14 protein-coding genes are annotated in these 15646 nt (G+C 68.1%); 5 read left to right on the top strand and 9 right to left on the bottom strand.

Features of this window, described 5'->3' with window-relative positions; genetic code table 11:
- Nucleotides 1-67 precede the first annotated feature (67 nt).
- The 4 genes from FVP33_RS10560 to FVP33_RS10545 form a co-directional block, all read right to left on the bottom strand.
- Nucleotides 68-1084 carry a TolB family protein gene (locus FVP33_RS10560; protein ID WP_147783609.1) on the bottom strand — a complete coding sequence of 339 codons (1017 nt, stop codon included), beginning with the start codon at nucleotides 1082-1084 and terminating at the stop codon, nucleotides 68-70.
- Nucleotides 1085-1199: 115 nt separating this feature from the next.
- On the bottom strand, nucleotides 1200-1892 hold the full coding sequence (locus FVP33_RS10555; protein WP_147783608.1) for a hypothetical protein: 693 nt from the start codon (nucleotides 1890-1892) through the stop codon (nucleotides 1200-1202).
- The gene (locus FVP33_RS10550; protein WP_147783607.1) at nucleotides 1889-2533 is read right to left on the bottom strand and encodes an acyltransferase; all 645 of its coding nucleotides are present in this window, start codon (nucleotides 2531-2533) and stop codon (nucleotides 1889-1891) included. Before FVP33_RS10550 ends, FVP33_RS10555 begins: the two co-directional genes overlap by 4 nt.
- A complete protein-coding gene (locus FVP33_RS10545; RefSeq protein ID WP_147783606.1) occupies nucleotides 2533-4068 on the bottom strand; it encodes a sugar transferase in 1536 nt (511 codons plus the stop codon). Before FVP33_RS10545 ends, FVP33_RS10550 begins: the two co-directional genes overlap by 1 nt.
- Before the next feature lie 416 nt (nucleotides 4069-4484).
- On the opposite strand from FVP33_RS10545, the gene FVP33_RS10540 reads away from it, so the two are divergent.
- Together FVP33_RS10540 and FVP33_RS10535 are read left to right on the top strand one after the other, a co-directional pair.
- Nucleotides 4485-5192 (top strand): lysophospholipid acyltransferase family protein, encoded by a 708-nt coding sequence (locus tag FVP33_RS10540; protein WP_147783605.1) that lies wholly within the window; start codon nucleotides 4485-4487, stop codon nucleotides 5190-5192.
- A 150-nt stretch (nucleotides 5193-5342) separates the two neighbouring features.
- Complete coding sequence (locus FVP33_RS10535) at nucleotides 5343-7424, top strand: acyl-CoA dehydrogenase family protein (RefSeq protein WP_147783604.1); 2082 nt, start codon at nucleotides 5343-5345, stop codon at nucleotides 7422-7424.
- Nucleotides 7425-7428: 4 nt separating this feature from the next.
- Here the strand turns inward: FVP33_RS10535 and FVP33_RS10530 are convergent, their stop codons facing one another.
- On the bottom strand, nucleotides 7429-9033 hold the full coding sequence (locus FVP33_RS10530) for an MFS transporter (protein ID WP_147783603.1): 1605 nt from the start codon (nucleotides 9031-9033) through the stop codon (nucleotides 7429-7431).
- Complete coding sequence (locus tag FVP33_RS10525; protein WP_147783602.1) at nucleotides 9030-9821, bottom strand: tryptophan-rich sensory protein; 792 nt, start codon at nucleotides 9819-9821, stop codon at nucleotides 9030-9032. The genes FVP33_RS10530 and FVP33_RS10525 overlap by 4 nt, the downstream gene beginning before the upstream one ends.
- A gap of 86 nt (nucleotides 9822-9907) precedes the next feature.
- Between FVP33_RS10525 and FVP33_RS10520 the strand changes: the two genes are divergently transcribed.
- Nucleotides 9908-10357 carry a MarR family winged helix-turn-helix transcriptional regulator gene (locus FVP33_RS10520; protein WP_222706691.1) on the top strand — a complete coding sequence of 150 codons (450 nt, stop codon included), beginning with the start codon at nucleotides 9908-9910 and terminating at the stop codon, nucleotides 10355-10357.
- A gap of 22 nt (nucleotides 10358-10379) precedes the next feature.
- Here FVP33_RS10520 and trxA read toward each other — a convergent pair whose 3' ends face one another.
- Both trxA and FVP33_RS10510 read right to left on the bottom strand, forming a co-directional pair.
- Nucleotides 10380-10757: a thioredoxin gene (trxA, locus tag FVP33_RS10515; protein WP_147783601.1), complete on the bottom strand. Its 378-nt coding sequence runs from the start codon at nucleotides 10755-10757 to the stop codon at nucleotides 10380-10382.
- An 81-nt stretch (nucleotides 10758-10838) separates the two neighbouring features.
- Nucleotides 10839-11537, bottom strand: a complete 699-nt coding sequence (locus FVP33_RS10510; RefSeq protein ID WP_147783600.1) for an SOS response-associated peptidase — start codon at nucleotides 11535-11537, stop codon at nucleotides 10839-10841.
- Between the two features lie 136 nt (nucleotides 11538-11673).
- On the opposite strand from FVP33_RS10510, the gene FVP33_RS10505 reads away from it, so the two are divergent.
- Together FVP33_RS10505 and FVP33_RS10500 are read left to right on the top strand one after the other, a co-directional pair.
- Nucleotides 11674-12060 carry a hypothetical protein gene (locus FVP33_RS10505; protein ID WP_147783599.1) on the top strand — a complete coding sequence of 129 codons (387 nt, stop codon included), beginning with the start codon at nucleotides 11674-11676 and terminating at the stop codon, nucleotides 12058-12060.
- A 76-nt stretch (nucleotides 12061-12136) separates the two neighbouring features.
- Entirely contained in the window at nucleotides 12137-12925 is a 789-nt protein-coding gene (locus tag FVP33_RS10500; RefSeq protein WP_147783598.1) for a putative protein N(5)-glutamine methyltransferase, read from the top strand.
- A 15-nt stretch (nucleotides 12926-12940) separates the two neighbouring features.
- Here FVP33_RS10500 and FVP33_RS10495 read toward each other — a convergent pair whose 3' ends face one another.
- Nucleotides 12941-15304, bottom strand: a complete 2364-nt coding sequence (locus FVP33_RS10495; protein WP_187270668.1) for a glycoside hydrolase family 3 C-terminal domain-containing protein — start codon at nucleotides 15302-15304, stop codon at nucleotides 12941-12943.
- Nucleotides 15305-15646: the final 342 nt, after the last annotated feature.

Below are 15646 nucleotides of genomic sequence, written 5' to 3'. Positions count from 1 at the left end.
CACGCCCGATCCCAGGCCTGAATGAAGACATATCGCGGCACGGACGGATCATCGAGCGGCGAGCTCATCAGTCCACAACGGAGGGAGACCAGGCGTGCTGGACAAACCGTCTACCTTTCGACGCCCCGTCGGAAGGTATCGACCAGATGTCGCTGTCGCCGGGGGAGTCGGTTCTCGGCAGCCCATAGAGCAGCGTCGAGTCGTCGAGCCATTCCACCTGGTCATCCACGTTCCGCTTCTCGGGAAGCACGGTCTCTTTGCCCGTCGCCAGGTCGAGCACGGCGATCGACCAGTACGCGGATGCCGTGGTCGAGACGTTCTTCTTGTACGCGACGCGGCGTCCATCCGGGGAGACGGATGGGCACTCCGCCGTCTCCTTGATCGCCGTGAGAGTGCGTGCGGCGAGATCGCCTCGCACGAGCCAGGTGCGGCCGCCCGAGGCCGCCGTCGCGTAGAACTCGTTGTCGTCCGAGGTGAAGGTCACGCCCCAGAAGTTGCGGTCGGTCGCCGTGTTCCGGGTTCCATCCACCATGAAAGCGAAGTCCTCCAGGTTGCCGAAGTCGTGACCAGAGGTGCTCGAGATCTCGGTCTCGGTCGAGACTCCCACGGAGCCGTAGGCCGCCCCCGTCACGAAGGCGGTGAATCCGACGAGTCTCGAGTCCGGGGAGATCCGGGTCCGGCTCGGGATGCCCGGCAGCGGCCACCTGTGCACCGTCTTGCCTGTCGAATCCAACAGGTTCGCCGAGAAGGTGGTCACGACACCGCGGTCGATGCGAAGGCACATCGAGTACCTGGTCGTCGCATAGACGCGATCGCAGGGCACCGTGGTGATGGAGCGTGCGCCCGAGGGCGCCGAAAGCGGGACGCTGGCGACGAGACCGTACGCGGAATCCGGAGTCGTGTTCCGAAAGACGATTCTGGGCGACCCGTCGAAGGCCACGCTCGACCGCGCCTCGGCCTGCGGTGCGACCGGATTGTTCTGGCGGCGCTCGTAGTTGGTGAATGCGACCGCCGCGTAGACGATCGCGCCGCCGAGGAGGATCACGGTGATCGCCGCGGCGATGATGAGCCGCGCCCGGTTCATGCCGCCCTCACGGCCACGCCGGACACCCTCGGCGCGGCGCCTGCGCCTGGGGCATTATTGCTGCTGCCCCGGTCGCGCAACGATCTGTACACGAACCGATTCCCCGAGCTATCGACTACGACGACGACGCGCGCAGCACACCGAGCACTGTGTAGGTGGAGCCCCCCGATCCCGACGGCGATACCGTCAGGGTGATCGAATTGCCGTCGCGAGCGAAGTCGAACGCCGTGGATCCGCCGACGGCGGGCAGTGGTGCCTCCGGCAGACTCACCTTCGTGAACTCGGACTGGTAGAAGGCGATCACCGCCTGCGGCGACAGCGAAGTCTTAGCCGAGAGCGTCGCCTGAAGGAAGTTGCCACTCGACGAGACGGAGGAGTCGGTGATCGTGGAGCCCGGGGCCACCGGGATCACCGCCGGGAACTCCGCGACGAGCTTGCCGACGGCGGAGGCCGACCTCGGCATTGGACCGCTGAACAGGACGGGAAGCGGAGCCGCCGGTGGCAGCGCCGCTCCGGCGGTGGTCCCCTTCTGGACTTCGGTTGACGTGCGCGGTGCCGTCGGGCTCGGGCCGGGAGCGGGAGCCGCGGTCGGCGCGGCGCCGGGGTCGGCCGTCGGGGCCGGCGCCGCGGTGGAGTCCGTGGGAGCCGTAGCCCGCGCGCTCGGTGTCGTCTGGGCGGACGGCGTCGCCGGAGCGGAGTTCAGCGAACTGGCGACCAGGGTCACGCCGACGATGACGGCCGCGGCGGCCAGCCCGCTGATGATTGCGCGGCGCGCGACCTTCGACTTGTCTCCCCAAGAGCTCGTCATGCCAACCCCAACGCTCCGCCCGATTCCAGGTACTTCTCTCCGGTCGCCGGGCAGACGAAGACTCCGTCACCCTCGTCGCGCAGCGCCGCTCCGGCACGGCCGACCCAACCGATCCTCTTTGCCGGGACTCCGGCGACGAGGGCATAGTCCTGCACGTCCTTGGTGACCACCGCGCCGGCGGCAATGAGTGACCAGCGTCCGATCGTGAGAGGGGCTACACAGACCGCCCTCGCCCCGATGGATGCCCCGGTGCGAACGGTGACCCCCACGGCCTCCCAGTCGTCGTTGGACTTTCGGCTCCCGTCGACGTTGATCGCCCGCGGAAAGACGTCGTTGGTGAACACGACACCCGGCCCCACGAACACTCCGTTCTCGAGCAACGCCGGTTCGTAGACGAGTGCGTAGTTCTGGATCTTGCAGTTACGTCCGATGATGACTCCCGGGCCGATGTACACGCCCCGACCGATGATGGTGCCCGAGCCGATCTGCGCGAACTCGCGCACCTGGGCGAGATGCCAGACGAGGCTGCCCGGGCCGATCCGGCAACGCGGGTCGATGTCCGCCGACGCGGCAATCTGCGCCGGCACCTCCTCGGGTCGCGAGGCGCCTCGCACCGTCTCTGCGCGCGCGTGGTCGATCATCAGTACGCCCCGACGGGGCGGGCGAACACCCGGAGGGTGCGCCACAGAATGATCAGGTCTCCGGTGAGGGACCAGTTCTCCACGTAGTACAGGTCGAGGCGAACGCTCTCCTCCCAGCTCAGGTCTGAGCGACCGTTCACCTGCCACATGCCCGTGAGCCCCGGCTTGATGTAGAGGCGGCGGTGAACGTGGCGCTCATAGTCCTCCACCTCGGTCTGAAGCGGCGGCCGAGGACCGACGAGGCTCATCTCTCCGGTGAACACATTCCAGAACTGGGGCAATTCGTCGAGGGAGAACCGGCGGAGCACCTGGCCAACCTTCGTCACGCGCGGGTCGTTCTTGAGCTTGAACAGCGGCCCGGACCCCTCGTTCTTGTCGAGCAGCATGGCGAGATCCGTCTCGGCCGTCTGCACCATCGAGCGGAACTTGAGCATCTTGAAGGTCTTGCCGTTGCGGCCGACCCGTTCTTGCCGGAAGAGCACGGGGCCCTCGCTGTCCCGCCGGATGGCGAGCGCGATGATCGCGAAGACGGGGAAGAGCGCGAGCAGGGCGAGGCCCGACATCGTCACGTCGAATATCCGCTTGAGCAGGTGCTTTCCGCCCTCGAATTGCGGCAACTCCACGTGCATGAGCGGCAGGCCCTCGACCGGACGGAAGTGGATGCGCGGGCCGGCCACGTTCGTGAGACTGGAGGCGACGACGAGTTCTGCGCCGGTTCCCTCGAGTTCCCACCCCAGGTCACGGATGTAGTGCCCCCGACCGGCGGGTTCGCCGGCGACGATGACGGCATCCGCACCCATGTTGCGCACCGCGGCTCCGACGCTCTCGAGGTCGGAGACCACCGGGACCGAGTGCTTCGCGAATTGCATCGGGAGACGCTCGTTCGACGGGAGGGCCACGCCGACCACGTTGTAGGCGGCGCCGGACTTCTTGTCGATCTGCCGCACGACGTAGCTGACGTCGGATGCCTCGCCGACGACGATCGCTCGCGACAGGTAGTGGCCCTCTCCCCGGTTGTGGTTGAGCCAGCGTCGCCAGAGCCACCGCTCGAGCAGGAGTCCGCCGAGACCGGCCGGGAGCGCCACGATGAAGAAGCCGCGGGCGATCGGGACCTGGAACACGAGGAAGCCGATCGCCAGCAGCCCGAAGGTGAGGGAACTCGCGTTGACCACGCTCTTGTATTCGGCGAGTCCGACGCCGATGACACGAGCGTCTCGCGAGTGGTACGCCGCGAGCATCACCATCCAGGCGCCTGCAATGACGACGGCGATGCCGGCGTATTCGGCCGTGATGCCGGAACCGCCGGCGGGACCGGCGGCCAGGGCGAATCGCGCGACCAGCGAGCTGGCGACCGCGACGATGATCACCACGCTGTCGGAGACGAGGAGCTGCCTGCGAAAGTGTCGAGCCCAGGAAACTCCGGTCGCGGCGAAAGTCGCCGTCGTCGAATTCGGCGTGTCGGCGTGTCGATACCGCTCTCGATAGGCCGACTGGGTAATGTCACGAGCGGGAAGGATGTTGCCGAGCTCGCTCATGATTCACCCACCGGTGACACCTTGCGGCTCGCGGGTAGGCACAATCCAGCACCATGAGGGCGCGGAAAAAACCTTGAATGGGTCGTCAATGTTCGGGTCATTGAATCATTCCTGTAGTTCGGGTTTACAGGGAAATCGGATGACCACTGCTCACGCGAGATGGCTCTCACGACGTTCCAGCGGGGTAAGCCGGAACGAACGATCAGTAATCACTCGATTCGACCTAGAGTAGCGCTTCTCTCACCATTGTGGTGGCCCCCATTTTGGGGTCCGTCCACCCCCTGGACACCCCCGATTTGCACCGACGAATTCGGCCCGAATCATAGCCACCAGGGTGCCGCGAATACGCCGAATATGCTGCTCGGGGCATGGGGGGCTCCGTAGGGTGGAGCGAGCAATCTACACGGGAGGCGTGAGTGCTGAAACGACTGTCGAGGATCTTCCTCGCACCCCTGGCCCGCCTGCTCTTTCGGCCTCGAATCATCGGGCGGTCGAATGTGCCCAGCACCGGCCCGGTGATCCTCGCGAGCAACCATCTGTCGTTCATCGACAGCGTGGTGATCACGCTCGTCGCCCCACGTTCGGTCTCCTTTCTGGCGAAATCGAGCTACTTCACCGGAACAGGCGTGCGCGGCTGGCTCTCCCGCGCCTTCTTCACCGGGGTCGGCGCGATCCCGGTCGAGCGAGGTGCCGGATCCGCCGCCCAGCTCGCGCTCGACAGCGGACTCGAGGTGCTGAACCGCGGCGAGGCCTTCTCGATCTACCCCGAGGGCACGCGATCCCTCGATGGTCGACTGTACAAGGGGCGAACCGGTGTGGCGTGGCTCGCCCTCACCTCGGGCGCCCTCGTGGTGCCGGTCGCCCTCACCGGCACCCAGAACCTGCAGCCGGTCGGCTCGAAACTCCCGCGGTTCGCTCGGGTGACCGTGGAGTTCGGGGCTCCGCTCGACGTGAGCCGCCACGGTTCGGCCGAATCCGGTCGCGCCAGGCGCGCGGCCACCGACGAGATCATGGGCGCGATCCAGGCCATGAGCGGCCAGCCCCTGGCCGGCGTGTACAACGAGCCGCCCCCGGCGAACGTCACCGAACGGGTGCGGCGGTTCTTCCGCCGGGAGCGCACCTAGCCCCTTCATCGCGACGATTCGTCTGGTTCCCACAAAGGCCCGGCGCATCCGCGGCCCGGACTTGGTGCAAGACGTACCGTGACATTGTCGAAGCCCGCCGACGCTCGTAGCGTTGAAGCGACCCGCTATTGCCGCGCGAATGGACTCACAATGACGCAATTGACCGACCGCCCAGCGACCGAGAACGCCTCCACGCCGACACCCACAACGGCCCAGGGCGTGGACGTCGTCGCCCTCGGCCAGTTGTTGCTCGGAACCTGGGCCGAGGCCCGGCGCCACTCGCGCGAGCTCGTGGCGCGGCCCGAATTCCGTCGGGTCGAGGGCCTGTCGATGGCCGACCATCGCGCACGCGTGCTCGGTCAGCTCGGCATGCTCGTCGACGACGGGTCGGTGCACCGCGCCTTTCCGAGCTCGGTCGGCGGCTCGGAGGACCACGGCGGCAACGTCGCCGGATTCGAAGAGCTGGTGATCGCCGACCCGTCCCTCCAGATCAAGTCCGGAGTGCAGTGGGGGCTCTTCGGCGCGGCGGTGATGCATCTCGGCACCGAGTATCACCACAGCGAATTCCTGCCCGGAATCATGGCCCTCGAGACTCCAGGCGTGTTTGCCATGACGGAGACGGGGCACGGCTCGGATGTCGCGAGCATCGGCACGACGGCGACCTACGACGTCGACGCCCAGGAGTTCGTGATCCACACCCCGTTCCGTGCCGCGTGGAAGGACTACCTCGGCAATGCGGCCCTCCACGGCCGGGCCGCGGTCGTCTTCGCGCAGCTGATCACTCTCGGCGTGAACCACGGCGTGCATGCCTTCTTCGTGCCGATCCGCGACGCGAGCGGCGCGTTCCTGCCCGGAGTCGGGGGCGAGGACGACGGCCTCAAGGGCGGCCTGAACGGGATCGACAATGGGCGCCTGCACTTCTCGGGAGTTCGCGTGCCGCGCGCGAACCTGCTGAACCGCTACGGCGACGTCGCGGAGAACGGCGGATACAGCTCATCGATCGACAGCCCGGGTCGGCGGTTCTTCACCATGATCGGCACTCTCGTGCAGGGCAGGGTCTCCCTCGACGGCGCCGCGGTCGTCGCGAGCAAGCTCGCCCTCACGATCGCGATCACCTATGGGTCGGAGCGTCGGCAGTTCACCGGATCGAGCACGGTCGAGGAGGAGGTCATCCTCGACTACCAGCGCCACCAGCGCCGGCTGCTGCCCCGCCTCGCCACGACGTATGCCATGTCCTTCGCTCACGAGAAACTGCTCGCCAAGTTCGACGGTGTGTTCTCCGGACTCCACGACACGGATGCCGACCGCCAGGATCTCGAAACCCTCGCCGCGGCTCTCAAGCCGCTGAGCACCTGGAGCGCCCTCGACATCATTCAGGAATCCCGCGAGGCCTGTGGGGGAGCGGGCTTCCTCGCCGAGAATCGGCTGACGAGCCTTCGCGCGGACCTCGACGTGTACGTGACGTTCGAGGGAGACAACAACGTCTTGCTCCAGCTGGTCGCGAAGCGGCTGCTTACCGATTACAGCCGCAAGTTCGCCGGCGCGAACGCGGGCGCGCTCGCCCAGTACGTGGCGGACCAGGTCGGGCAGGCGGCGATCAACCGCTCGGGACTGCGTCGCCTCGGGCAGACCGTCGCCGACTTCGGATCGACGGCGCGCTCGGTGGGCTATGTGCGCGACAGCGACTCTCAGCGGCAGTTGCTCACCGACCGTGTGCAGACCATGGTCGCTGAGGTGGCCGGTCGGCTGAAGGGGGCCTCCAAGCTCGGCACTCGGGAGGCGGCCGAACTCTTCAACCGCAATCAGAACGAGCTCATCGAGGCGGCGCGGGCGCACGCCGAACTGCTGCAGTGGGAGGCGTTCACCGAGGCCCTCGAGTCTGTGCGGGACGCGGGCACGCGAACGGTGCTCACCTGGCTCCGCGACCTGTTCGGGCTCGGCCTGATCGAGAAGAACGCCGCGTGGTATCTCATCCACGGCAGGCTGTCGTCGCAGCGCGCTCTCGCGATCACCGCGTACATCGACGAGAGGCTGTTGCCTCGGCTGCGCGCCAACGCCCTCGACCTGGTCGCGGCGTTCGAGTTCACGCCGGAGCACCTTCTCGCTCCGATCGCGCTCGGTGCCGAGCGCGCACGACAGGATGAGGCGCGGGCGTACTACGACGAACTGCGTGCGAGCGGCGTCAAGCCGATCGATGAGAAGACCCTCAAGGTGCGCAAGCCCGCCCTGTAGCCGGCTACGGGAGCGGAGCCGCGGCGGCCGCGAGTTGCTCTTCCCGCCGGGTGGACACTCCGTTGAGACGCAGCGAGGCGAGCAGGCCGAGCACGAGGAACCCCGCCGCCGAATATGCCGCGTATCGCGTCGCGTCGCTGAAGGCGATCTTCGCGTCCCTGCCGACATCCGCGTTCTGCTTCGTCAGAGCCGGAATGGCGGCGCCGGCGCTGTCCACGACGGCGTTCACCACCTGTGTTCGAGCCGATTCCGGCAGGTTGCGGTCGGCCAGGCGGGCATCGAGTGCGGTGCCGGCACTCGTGAAGAGGATCGTGCCGAGGATGGCGATGCCGAGCGCCGAGCCGATCTGGCGCGCCGTGCTCGAGGTGCCCGAGCCCTGGCCGCTCTGGTCGACCGGAACGTCCTTCAGCACCACGCCGCTCAGCTGGGCGGTGGCCAGGCCGACGCCGAAGCCGTAGACGAAGAGGAAGGGCACGATCGACAGCCAGCCGGCGTCGATCGAGATGACCGATCCGAGACCGGCGACGCCGATGATCTCCGCCAGCAGCCCGACCCGCACGACAGTGATGGGGGAGACCCGGTGGCCGAATGCGCCGGCGAAACCGCTCGCGACGAACGAGCCGATGGCGAGGGCGAGCAGCACGAAGCCGGTCTGCAGAGCGTCGTAGCCAAGCACACTCTGGAGCCACAGCGGGAGGGAAAGGATGATGCCGAACTCGCCGAGCGACACGATGAGGGCGGCGATGTTGCCGTTGCGGAACGACGCGATCCTGAAGAGGCTGAAGGCGAGGAGGGTGGTCTTGCCGACCCTCTGCCGGTGGAGGCCCCAGAGCACGAAGGCCGTGCCGGCCACGAGTGTGACGGCGAAGGTGAGGGGGATGATCGACAGGTCGAACGGCCAGGTCCAGTCGCCGATCTTCAGTGTCTTGTTGGTGAGCCACCAGCCGTAGGTGCGGCCCTCGATGAGGCCGAAGACGAGCGTCGCGCTCGTGACGATGGAGAGGATCGCGCCCACGACATCCACCCGCCGTGGGTCGGCCGACTCCTTGGACTCGAGCACGAAGAGCAGCGTGCCGACGATGATGACGATGCCGAGCGGCACATTGATGCCGAACGCCCAGCGCCAGGAGAAGTAGGTGGTGAGCCAGCCGCCGAGGAGCGGACCGACCGCCACCATTCCACCGATCGTCGAGCCCCACACGGCGAAGGCGATTCCGCGGTCGCGACCGCGGAAGGTGGCGTTGATGATCGAGAGCGTGGTCGGCAGTACCATCGCCCCGCCGATGCCCTGGATCACGCGCGAACCGATGAGCAGATCGCCGGTCTGGGCGAACGCGGCGAGAATCGAGGCGAGGCCGAAGATGGTGACGCCGATGAGCAGCATCCGGCGACGGCCGTAGCGGTCGGCGAGCGTGCCGAACACGAGCAGCAGGGCGGCGAAGACGAGGGTGTAACTCTCCTGCACCCACTGCACCTGGGTCGAGGTGATGCCGAGGTCCTTGATGATCGACGGGATCGCCACATTCACGATCGTCGAGTCGACGATGATGAGGGCGACGGCGATGCTGATGAAGACGAGACCGATCCAGCGTCTGCGGGCTGACGTCATGGGAGTGCCACCTTCGGGGAGCGGATGCGGGCGAACACGGTGAGGAGGACGACGGCCGTGGCGGCGGCGATTGCCGCGATCGCGGTAGGGGTGGAGAGCAGGTCGCCGGTCAGTCGAGCGACGGCGACCCAGGCCAGGCCCCAGCAGAGCGAGAGCGTCGGGGTGAGACGTCCCCGGCCGCTGATGGCGAGAAACGCGCCGACGAGCCCGGCGATCGCAATGATCAGCACGGACCACGCATCCGCCGAGAGTCCGAAGCCGGTGAACCCCACTGCCACGAGCAGTGCGGTGATGTTCGCCGCCGTGGCCACGCACACCCAGCCCAGGTACAGGCCGACGGTGCCGTCGGCGACGACGGTCTCGACGAGATTCTTCGGCGGGGAGGAGCGGGTGATCCGGAACGCCCAGACGAGCACCGCGAGCAGAGCCACGATCACCGGGACGCTCGCGGCGAGGAAGCCGAACTGGATGCTGAGGATCCAGGCGGCGTTGAGAATGAGCGAGGCGGCGATCGGGTAGCCGAGGCGGCGTTGTCGGGGGTCTGCCTTCTGGGCGGGCAGCGACTGCCAGATCGCGTAGGCCAGGAGGCCGAGGTAAATCGGCGTCCAGATGGCGAACGCCGGGCCTCCCGGTGCGATCGGGGTGGCGTCGGCGGCCAGTGCGCCCCCGGCGGCTTTCTGGATGGGCGTGCCTCCCGCGGCCCCCGACCCGATGAACGCGCCCACGACGGCGATCACCGCGCTCGCGAGCACGGCGGACTGTCGGACGGTGTCGCGGCCCTCATCCACTGCAGACTCCCTCGCGAACGGCTGTCAATGATCGGATCTTATTCATCAGCTAGCTGACTAATTCACGGTAGCAGTAAATTGGTCACATGGTCGAGACGCAGAACGAGCAATCCGACGCCATGGCGTCCTGGCCCACCGGCCGACTGCTCTCGACCGCCGCGAGGCTCGTCGAACACGTCTGGGTGGATGCCCTCGAGCAACTCGGGCTCACGCACGCGGGGCTCATCGTGCTGCATCTGCTCGGATCCGGCGCACTCAGCCAGACGGAACTCGCCCACCGGGCGCGGGTGGAGACGCAGACCATGTCACGCACGCTCGAGCGGCTCGAGCGTGAGGGGTACGTGGCGCGCCACAAACACCCGGATGACGGGCGACGACACGTCGTCACCCGAACCGACAAGGGCCAGGAGGTATGGGCGGCGGCGAGGAACCTGGAGGCGGACCTCTTCCCCAGCATCGCCGACAACGCCCAGATGCGCGCCAGCCTGCTCGAAATCATCCGCACCACCACCGCCGACCGCTGGGCGGACGACTAGCGGTCGGCGGACGTCGACTCGGTTACTCGGGGGTGCCCGCCGCCTCCTGCGAGGCAATCTCGGCGCGTACCTTGTCCATGTCGAGACCCTTCACGGCGGTGATTACCTGCTCGAGGGCCGGGGCGGGAAGTGCGCCGGGCTGCGAGAACACGAGGATCCCGTCACGGAACGCCATGAGCGTGGGGATCGACGTGATGCCGGCCGCACCGGCCAACTGCTGCTCGGCCTCGGTGTCGACCTTGCCGAAGGTGACGTCGGAGTGCTGCTCGCTCGCCGCGTCGTAGATCGGTCCGAACATCTTGCACGGGCCGCACCAGTCGGCCCAGAAGTCGACGAGGGTGATGCCCTCGCTTGCGACGGTCTTCTCGAATGCGTCGTAGGTAAGTTCAACGGTAGCCATGGGGCCCCTTTCGATCGAAAATCTTTGCTGTCACTGTATAGAGCAAAAAACCGGTCGAAAATAATCCCCGGCCCGTGCCGGTCACGCCGCCGGCCGGGGCGCGTCATCCGTCACGGCCACGACCTCGGTGATTTCGAGGGCCTCCGCGACCGGGATCGCGGCGGCCACCGCAGCGTCGACGAGCGATTGGTCGCCCTCGATGCGGGGATCCAGCCAGTCGGCCCACAGCTCGCGCGGAAGCGGCACCGGGTTGCGGTCGTGGATGTAGTCGAGGGTGTGCACCGAATCGGCCGTGAGCATCGTCACGGTGAGGGTCCAGAGGTTGGGGTCGCCTTCGGCGAGCGTGTGGTCCTTCCACCAGGAGTACAGTCCGGCGAAGGCCAGCACCTCGCCCTCGCCCGGGTGGATGTAGAACGGGGTCTTCTTATTGGTCACCGGATCGGTCTGCCACTCGTAGTATCCCGACGCCGGAATCAGGGCCCTCTTGGACTTGACCGCCGCCGCGAACGACGATTTATCCGCCGCGCTCTCGCTCCTCGCGTTGAACGTGGGCACCTTCATCTTGAGCGTCTTGGACCAGGACGGCGTGAGCGACCAGCGGGCGAGCTCGAGCCGGCGCACCGGCTCGCCCCCACCCTTGCTCGACTCGATCACGGTGAGGATCGGATCGGTCGGTCGGATGTTCCACCCCGGACGCCAGTCCCGAAAGTCGCCGCCGACTGCCACGAATTCCTCGATCAGGTCGTCCGTGGACTTGTCCATCGAAAAGCGTCCGCACATGGCCCCATTGTTGCCTCAGCAACCGACAACCACCAGCAACCGCGAGGCACGGATTACGCCGATCGGTCACGGATCGGCCGTAGGCTGGCCGCATCCACGGCGAGGGGGGAATGCGAAGTCTCCGGTTCGGATTTTGGTGCTGGCGGCGGGACTCGCCGCGCTCTCCGGCTGCGCCACGACGGCCGCCGGGCCGTCCCCGGCCCCCACTGTCACCGCCACGGTGACGGCGTCACCCGTTCCTCGCTCTCCCAACGACTCCTTGACCAGCCTCGACGCCTGGCTCGCCTGCTCGGCCGCCGAGCGGGCGAACTACGGCCTGCAGAACCCGGGGACCGTCTTCGCTCCGTACGACGCGTCAAACGTGAAGGCCGAGAGCGACGGCAGCTTCACCGTCCAGGTGAGCTTTCAACCCCCGGGCGGCACCGCCCAGAACCCCGTCTACGGAGCCATCGCCTCCTGCGTGGTGAAGGGAACCGTCAGCGAGCCGGACATCGTCAGCATCGGCGAGACCGACCTGGGGTAGGGCGCAGGGCATCCGTCGTCGACATCGTCCGCATATTCTTGGAGCGGCCCCACGCGCACTGACGAAAGGCGCCGACATGTCACGTCCCTCAGCCGCTCTCTCCGAGCCCGCCATCGTGTCCACCCTCCGGGCCGCGGGCTGCGTCTTCGCCGAGGACGAGGCCCGGCTGCTGCTGGCGGCCGGGGCGTCCCCCGCCGAACTCGAAGGCATGGTCGCGCGCCGCGTCGCCGGGTTCCCCCTCGAGCACATCCTCGGTTGGGCCGAATTCCGTGGACTGCGGATCGCCGTCGGCCCCGGGGTGTTCGTTCCGCGACGCCGCACGGAGTTCCTCGTGCAGGAGGCGGCGGCGCTCGCCCGTCCCGGGTCGGTGGCCCTCGACCTGTGCTGCGGGAGCGGCGCGCTCGGCAAGGCGTTGATGTCCGAAGTCGACGGGCTCGACCTGTATGCGTCTGACATCGAACCAGCCGCCGTGGCGTGCGCCCGCCGCAACCTCGATCCCCGCCGCGTGTTCGAGGGAGATATCTTCGGCCCGCTTCCCCGGTCGCTCGCCGGGCGCATCGACATCCTGCTCTGCAACACGCCGTACGTGCCGACCGACAGGATCGCGACGATGCCGCCGGAGGCCCGCCTGCATGAGCCGCGGGTGACGCTCGACGGCGGAGCGGATGGCCTGGCCGTGCAGCGGCGGGTGGCCGCCGAGGCGCCACGCTGGCTCGCACCGGGCGGCCACCTGCTCGTGGAGGCGAGTGAGAGGCAGGCGCCGCTCACCGCCGAGATCTTCTCGCGTGCCGGGCTGATCCCCAGAATCGCCAACTCGGAGGACCTCGACGCGACGGTCGTCATCGGCACCCGGCCGTCGCTGTAGGGCGCCGGGAGGGGTCTAACGCCGAAAAAGCGCCCTCACTGCGGCGAACGGCCGCCCGTTGGCGAGGGCGATCAGGGAATCGAGGGCAGCCCAGGACGCGCTCCCGTTCGAGAACTGCACCAGCGCGCGCAAGGGAAGCTCATCCGTGGTGCGCTTGATCATCTCCATGGTCGCCGGGTCCTGCCTGGACTCCTCGGGAAACGTGGCGGTTCGCCGGATGACGGCGCGCAGCATCCGTCCGACGACGGTCACCGAGAGGTCGCCGACGGTGGTCTCCCTGGTGAACGGTCTCGTGGGCGCGGGCTCCGGGATGGCGCGGCCGAGCCGGCGCTCGAAGTCCTCGTCGTCGGTAGCGATGGTCGGCGTGGTCGGCGGCTCTGCGGAATCCGAGCAGTCCCCGTGCACGACGACGGTCAGCGCGGCGACCACCTTCTCGCTCGAGCGTGCGACCTCGAGGTCGAAGGCACCGCTCGGCGTACGCCAGTCCTGAACGCGGACGTCCCAGAAGGCGAAGGATCGCGGGTCGACCTCGATATCGACCCGGCGCCGCTCGCCGGGCTCGAGGCGCACTCTCGCGAAGCCCGCCAGTTCGCGGCGCGGCCGCAGCACGGTCGCCGTCAGGTCGCGCGAGTAGACCTGCACCACGTCGCTCGTGGCTCGATCACCGACATTATCGACACTCACGGACACGACGACGCCCTCGCCCGAGGGGATGTCAGTGCGGTCCACGCCCGCGCCGGACCACGTGGTGGCGCCGTAGCCGAGGCCGTGGCCGAACGGGAACAGGGGCGCCACGCCGGCGGTCGTCGCGTGCCGATAGCCCACGAAGATGCCCTCCCGGTATTCGACCTGGTGCGTGCCGCCCGGGAAGAACGGGTCGGCCGCCACATCCTGCCGAGCCGCCGGGAATGTCTCGGCGAGACGACCGGCCGGCTCGACGATGCCGAGCAGGGCGTCGACGGCGGCTCCCCCACTCGCCTGGCCACCCAGGTAGCACTCGAGAATCGCCGACACGCGGGTTTGCCACGGCATGAGCACGGGCGCTCCGTTGCTCAGGACCACGACCGTTCGCGGGTTCGCCGCCGCGACGGCCGCAACGAGGTCGTCGTGCTGGCGGGGCAACGACAGCGTGGTGCGATCGAAGCCCTCGCTCTCCAGGAGGCCGGGAAGTCCCACCATCACGATCGCCACGTCCGCGTGGGCGGCGACGGCGACGGCACCTTCGATCAGCGTCGCATCCGGCTCCGACCGATCGGGGTCGTACCCCGCCGCGAAGACCGCGTCGACGCCCGCCGCGGTGAAGGCGTCGAGCATGGTGGTGACGCGAGTGGGGGTGACGAGAGAGCTTCCGCCGCCCTGGTAGCGGGGCTGCCCCGCGAAGGCGCCGATCACCGCGATGCTCTGGCTGCGGTCCAGCGGAAGCACTCCATCGTTGGCGAGGACCACGGCGCTCGCCGCGGCAGCCCGCCTCGACAGGGCGTCGTGGGCATCCACGAGCTCGTCGAGCGCGCCCTCCTGCCCGGGAAGCGCGTTCGCGAGCGCCCCGATCCGTGCCACGCTGGTGCCGATCGCCTCGATCCCGAGAGCCCCGGCGGCGACCGCCGCCAGCAGCTCGCTCCGGCGGTCCAGCCCTCCCGGCATCTCCAGGTCCATGCCCGCGCCGATTCCCGTGACTCGGTCGGCTTCGGCGCCCCAGTCGCTCACGACGACACCTTCGAAGCCCCACTCGTCGCGCAGCACACCGGTGAGCAGTTGCGGGTCGTCTGCACAGTGCACGCCGTTCACGCGGTTGTAGGCGGCCATCACCATTCGCGGACGGGACTCGCGCACCGCGATCTCAAACCCGCGAAGGTACAACTCTCGTCGAGTTCGCTCGTCCACGATGGCGTCGATCACGAAGCGACGGTGCTCCTGGTTGTTCACGGCCAGGTGCTTGATGCAGGCGCCCACCCCGGTGCTCTGGATGCCGAGCACGGCCGCCGAAGCGAGGCGACCGGAGAGCAGCGGATCCTCGGAGTAGTACTCGAAGTTGCGGCCACAGAGCGGATGCCGCTTGATGTTCAAGCCGGGACCGAGCACGACTCCGACGCCGAGAGCTCTGGCCTCTCGTCCGACCGCCTCGCCCACCTCTCGCACGAGGCCGAGGTCCCAGCTGCTCGCCAGGGTCACCGCGGGCGGGAAGCAGGTCGACGGCACGCTGCCGTAGATCCCCAGGTGGTCGGCATCGTTCGCCTGCACGCGTAAGCCGTGGGGACCGTCGGCCAGCCGGATGGCGGGGATGCCCGGGAGCGCGCGCGTGCGCCAGAAGTCTGCGCCGGACAGCAGGGAGATCTGCTGCTCCAGCGTCAGTGCCGCGTGATCAGCCGCCGTCGTGCTCATCTGGTGCTCCGCTCCGTGGCCCATCGTCCTGCGTCCCGGCTCGAACATCAAGCGGCGGGTGCTGTCTCTGAGGAACCCGGGGGATTGCCGGGCTGCTCCCGGTGCCCACCTGGGGCGCGGCCCAGCCGGGAAATGGAACGGTGGCTCCGACCAGCGTCGATCCAGTGAACTTTCGATCTCGCGAGAAAATGGGGCCGCCTTGGGTCGGCCTAGACCCGTCCCGGTCGCCGCCCCCGTGATCGGCATCGCCATCTACGAGTTGCGTGGAATCGCCAACCGGCCGGTCGTGGCTGCCGTGCATCGCGAACGGTTCGATCGGGGCGATCTCCTTCAGGCTGAGCG

Source organism: Lacisediminihabitans profunda (genome assembly GCF_008040105.1).
Taxonomy (GTDB): Bacteria; Actinomycetota; Actinomycetes; order Actinomycetales; family Microbacteriaceae; genus Lacisediminihabitans; species Lacisediminihabitans profunda.
This window is presented reverse-complemented; position numbering and strand designations above follow the sequence as displayed.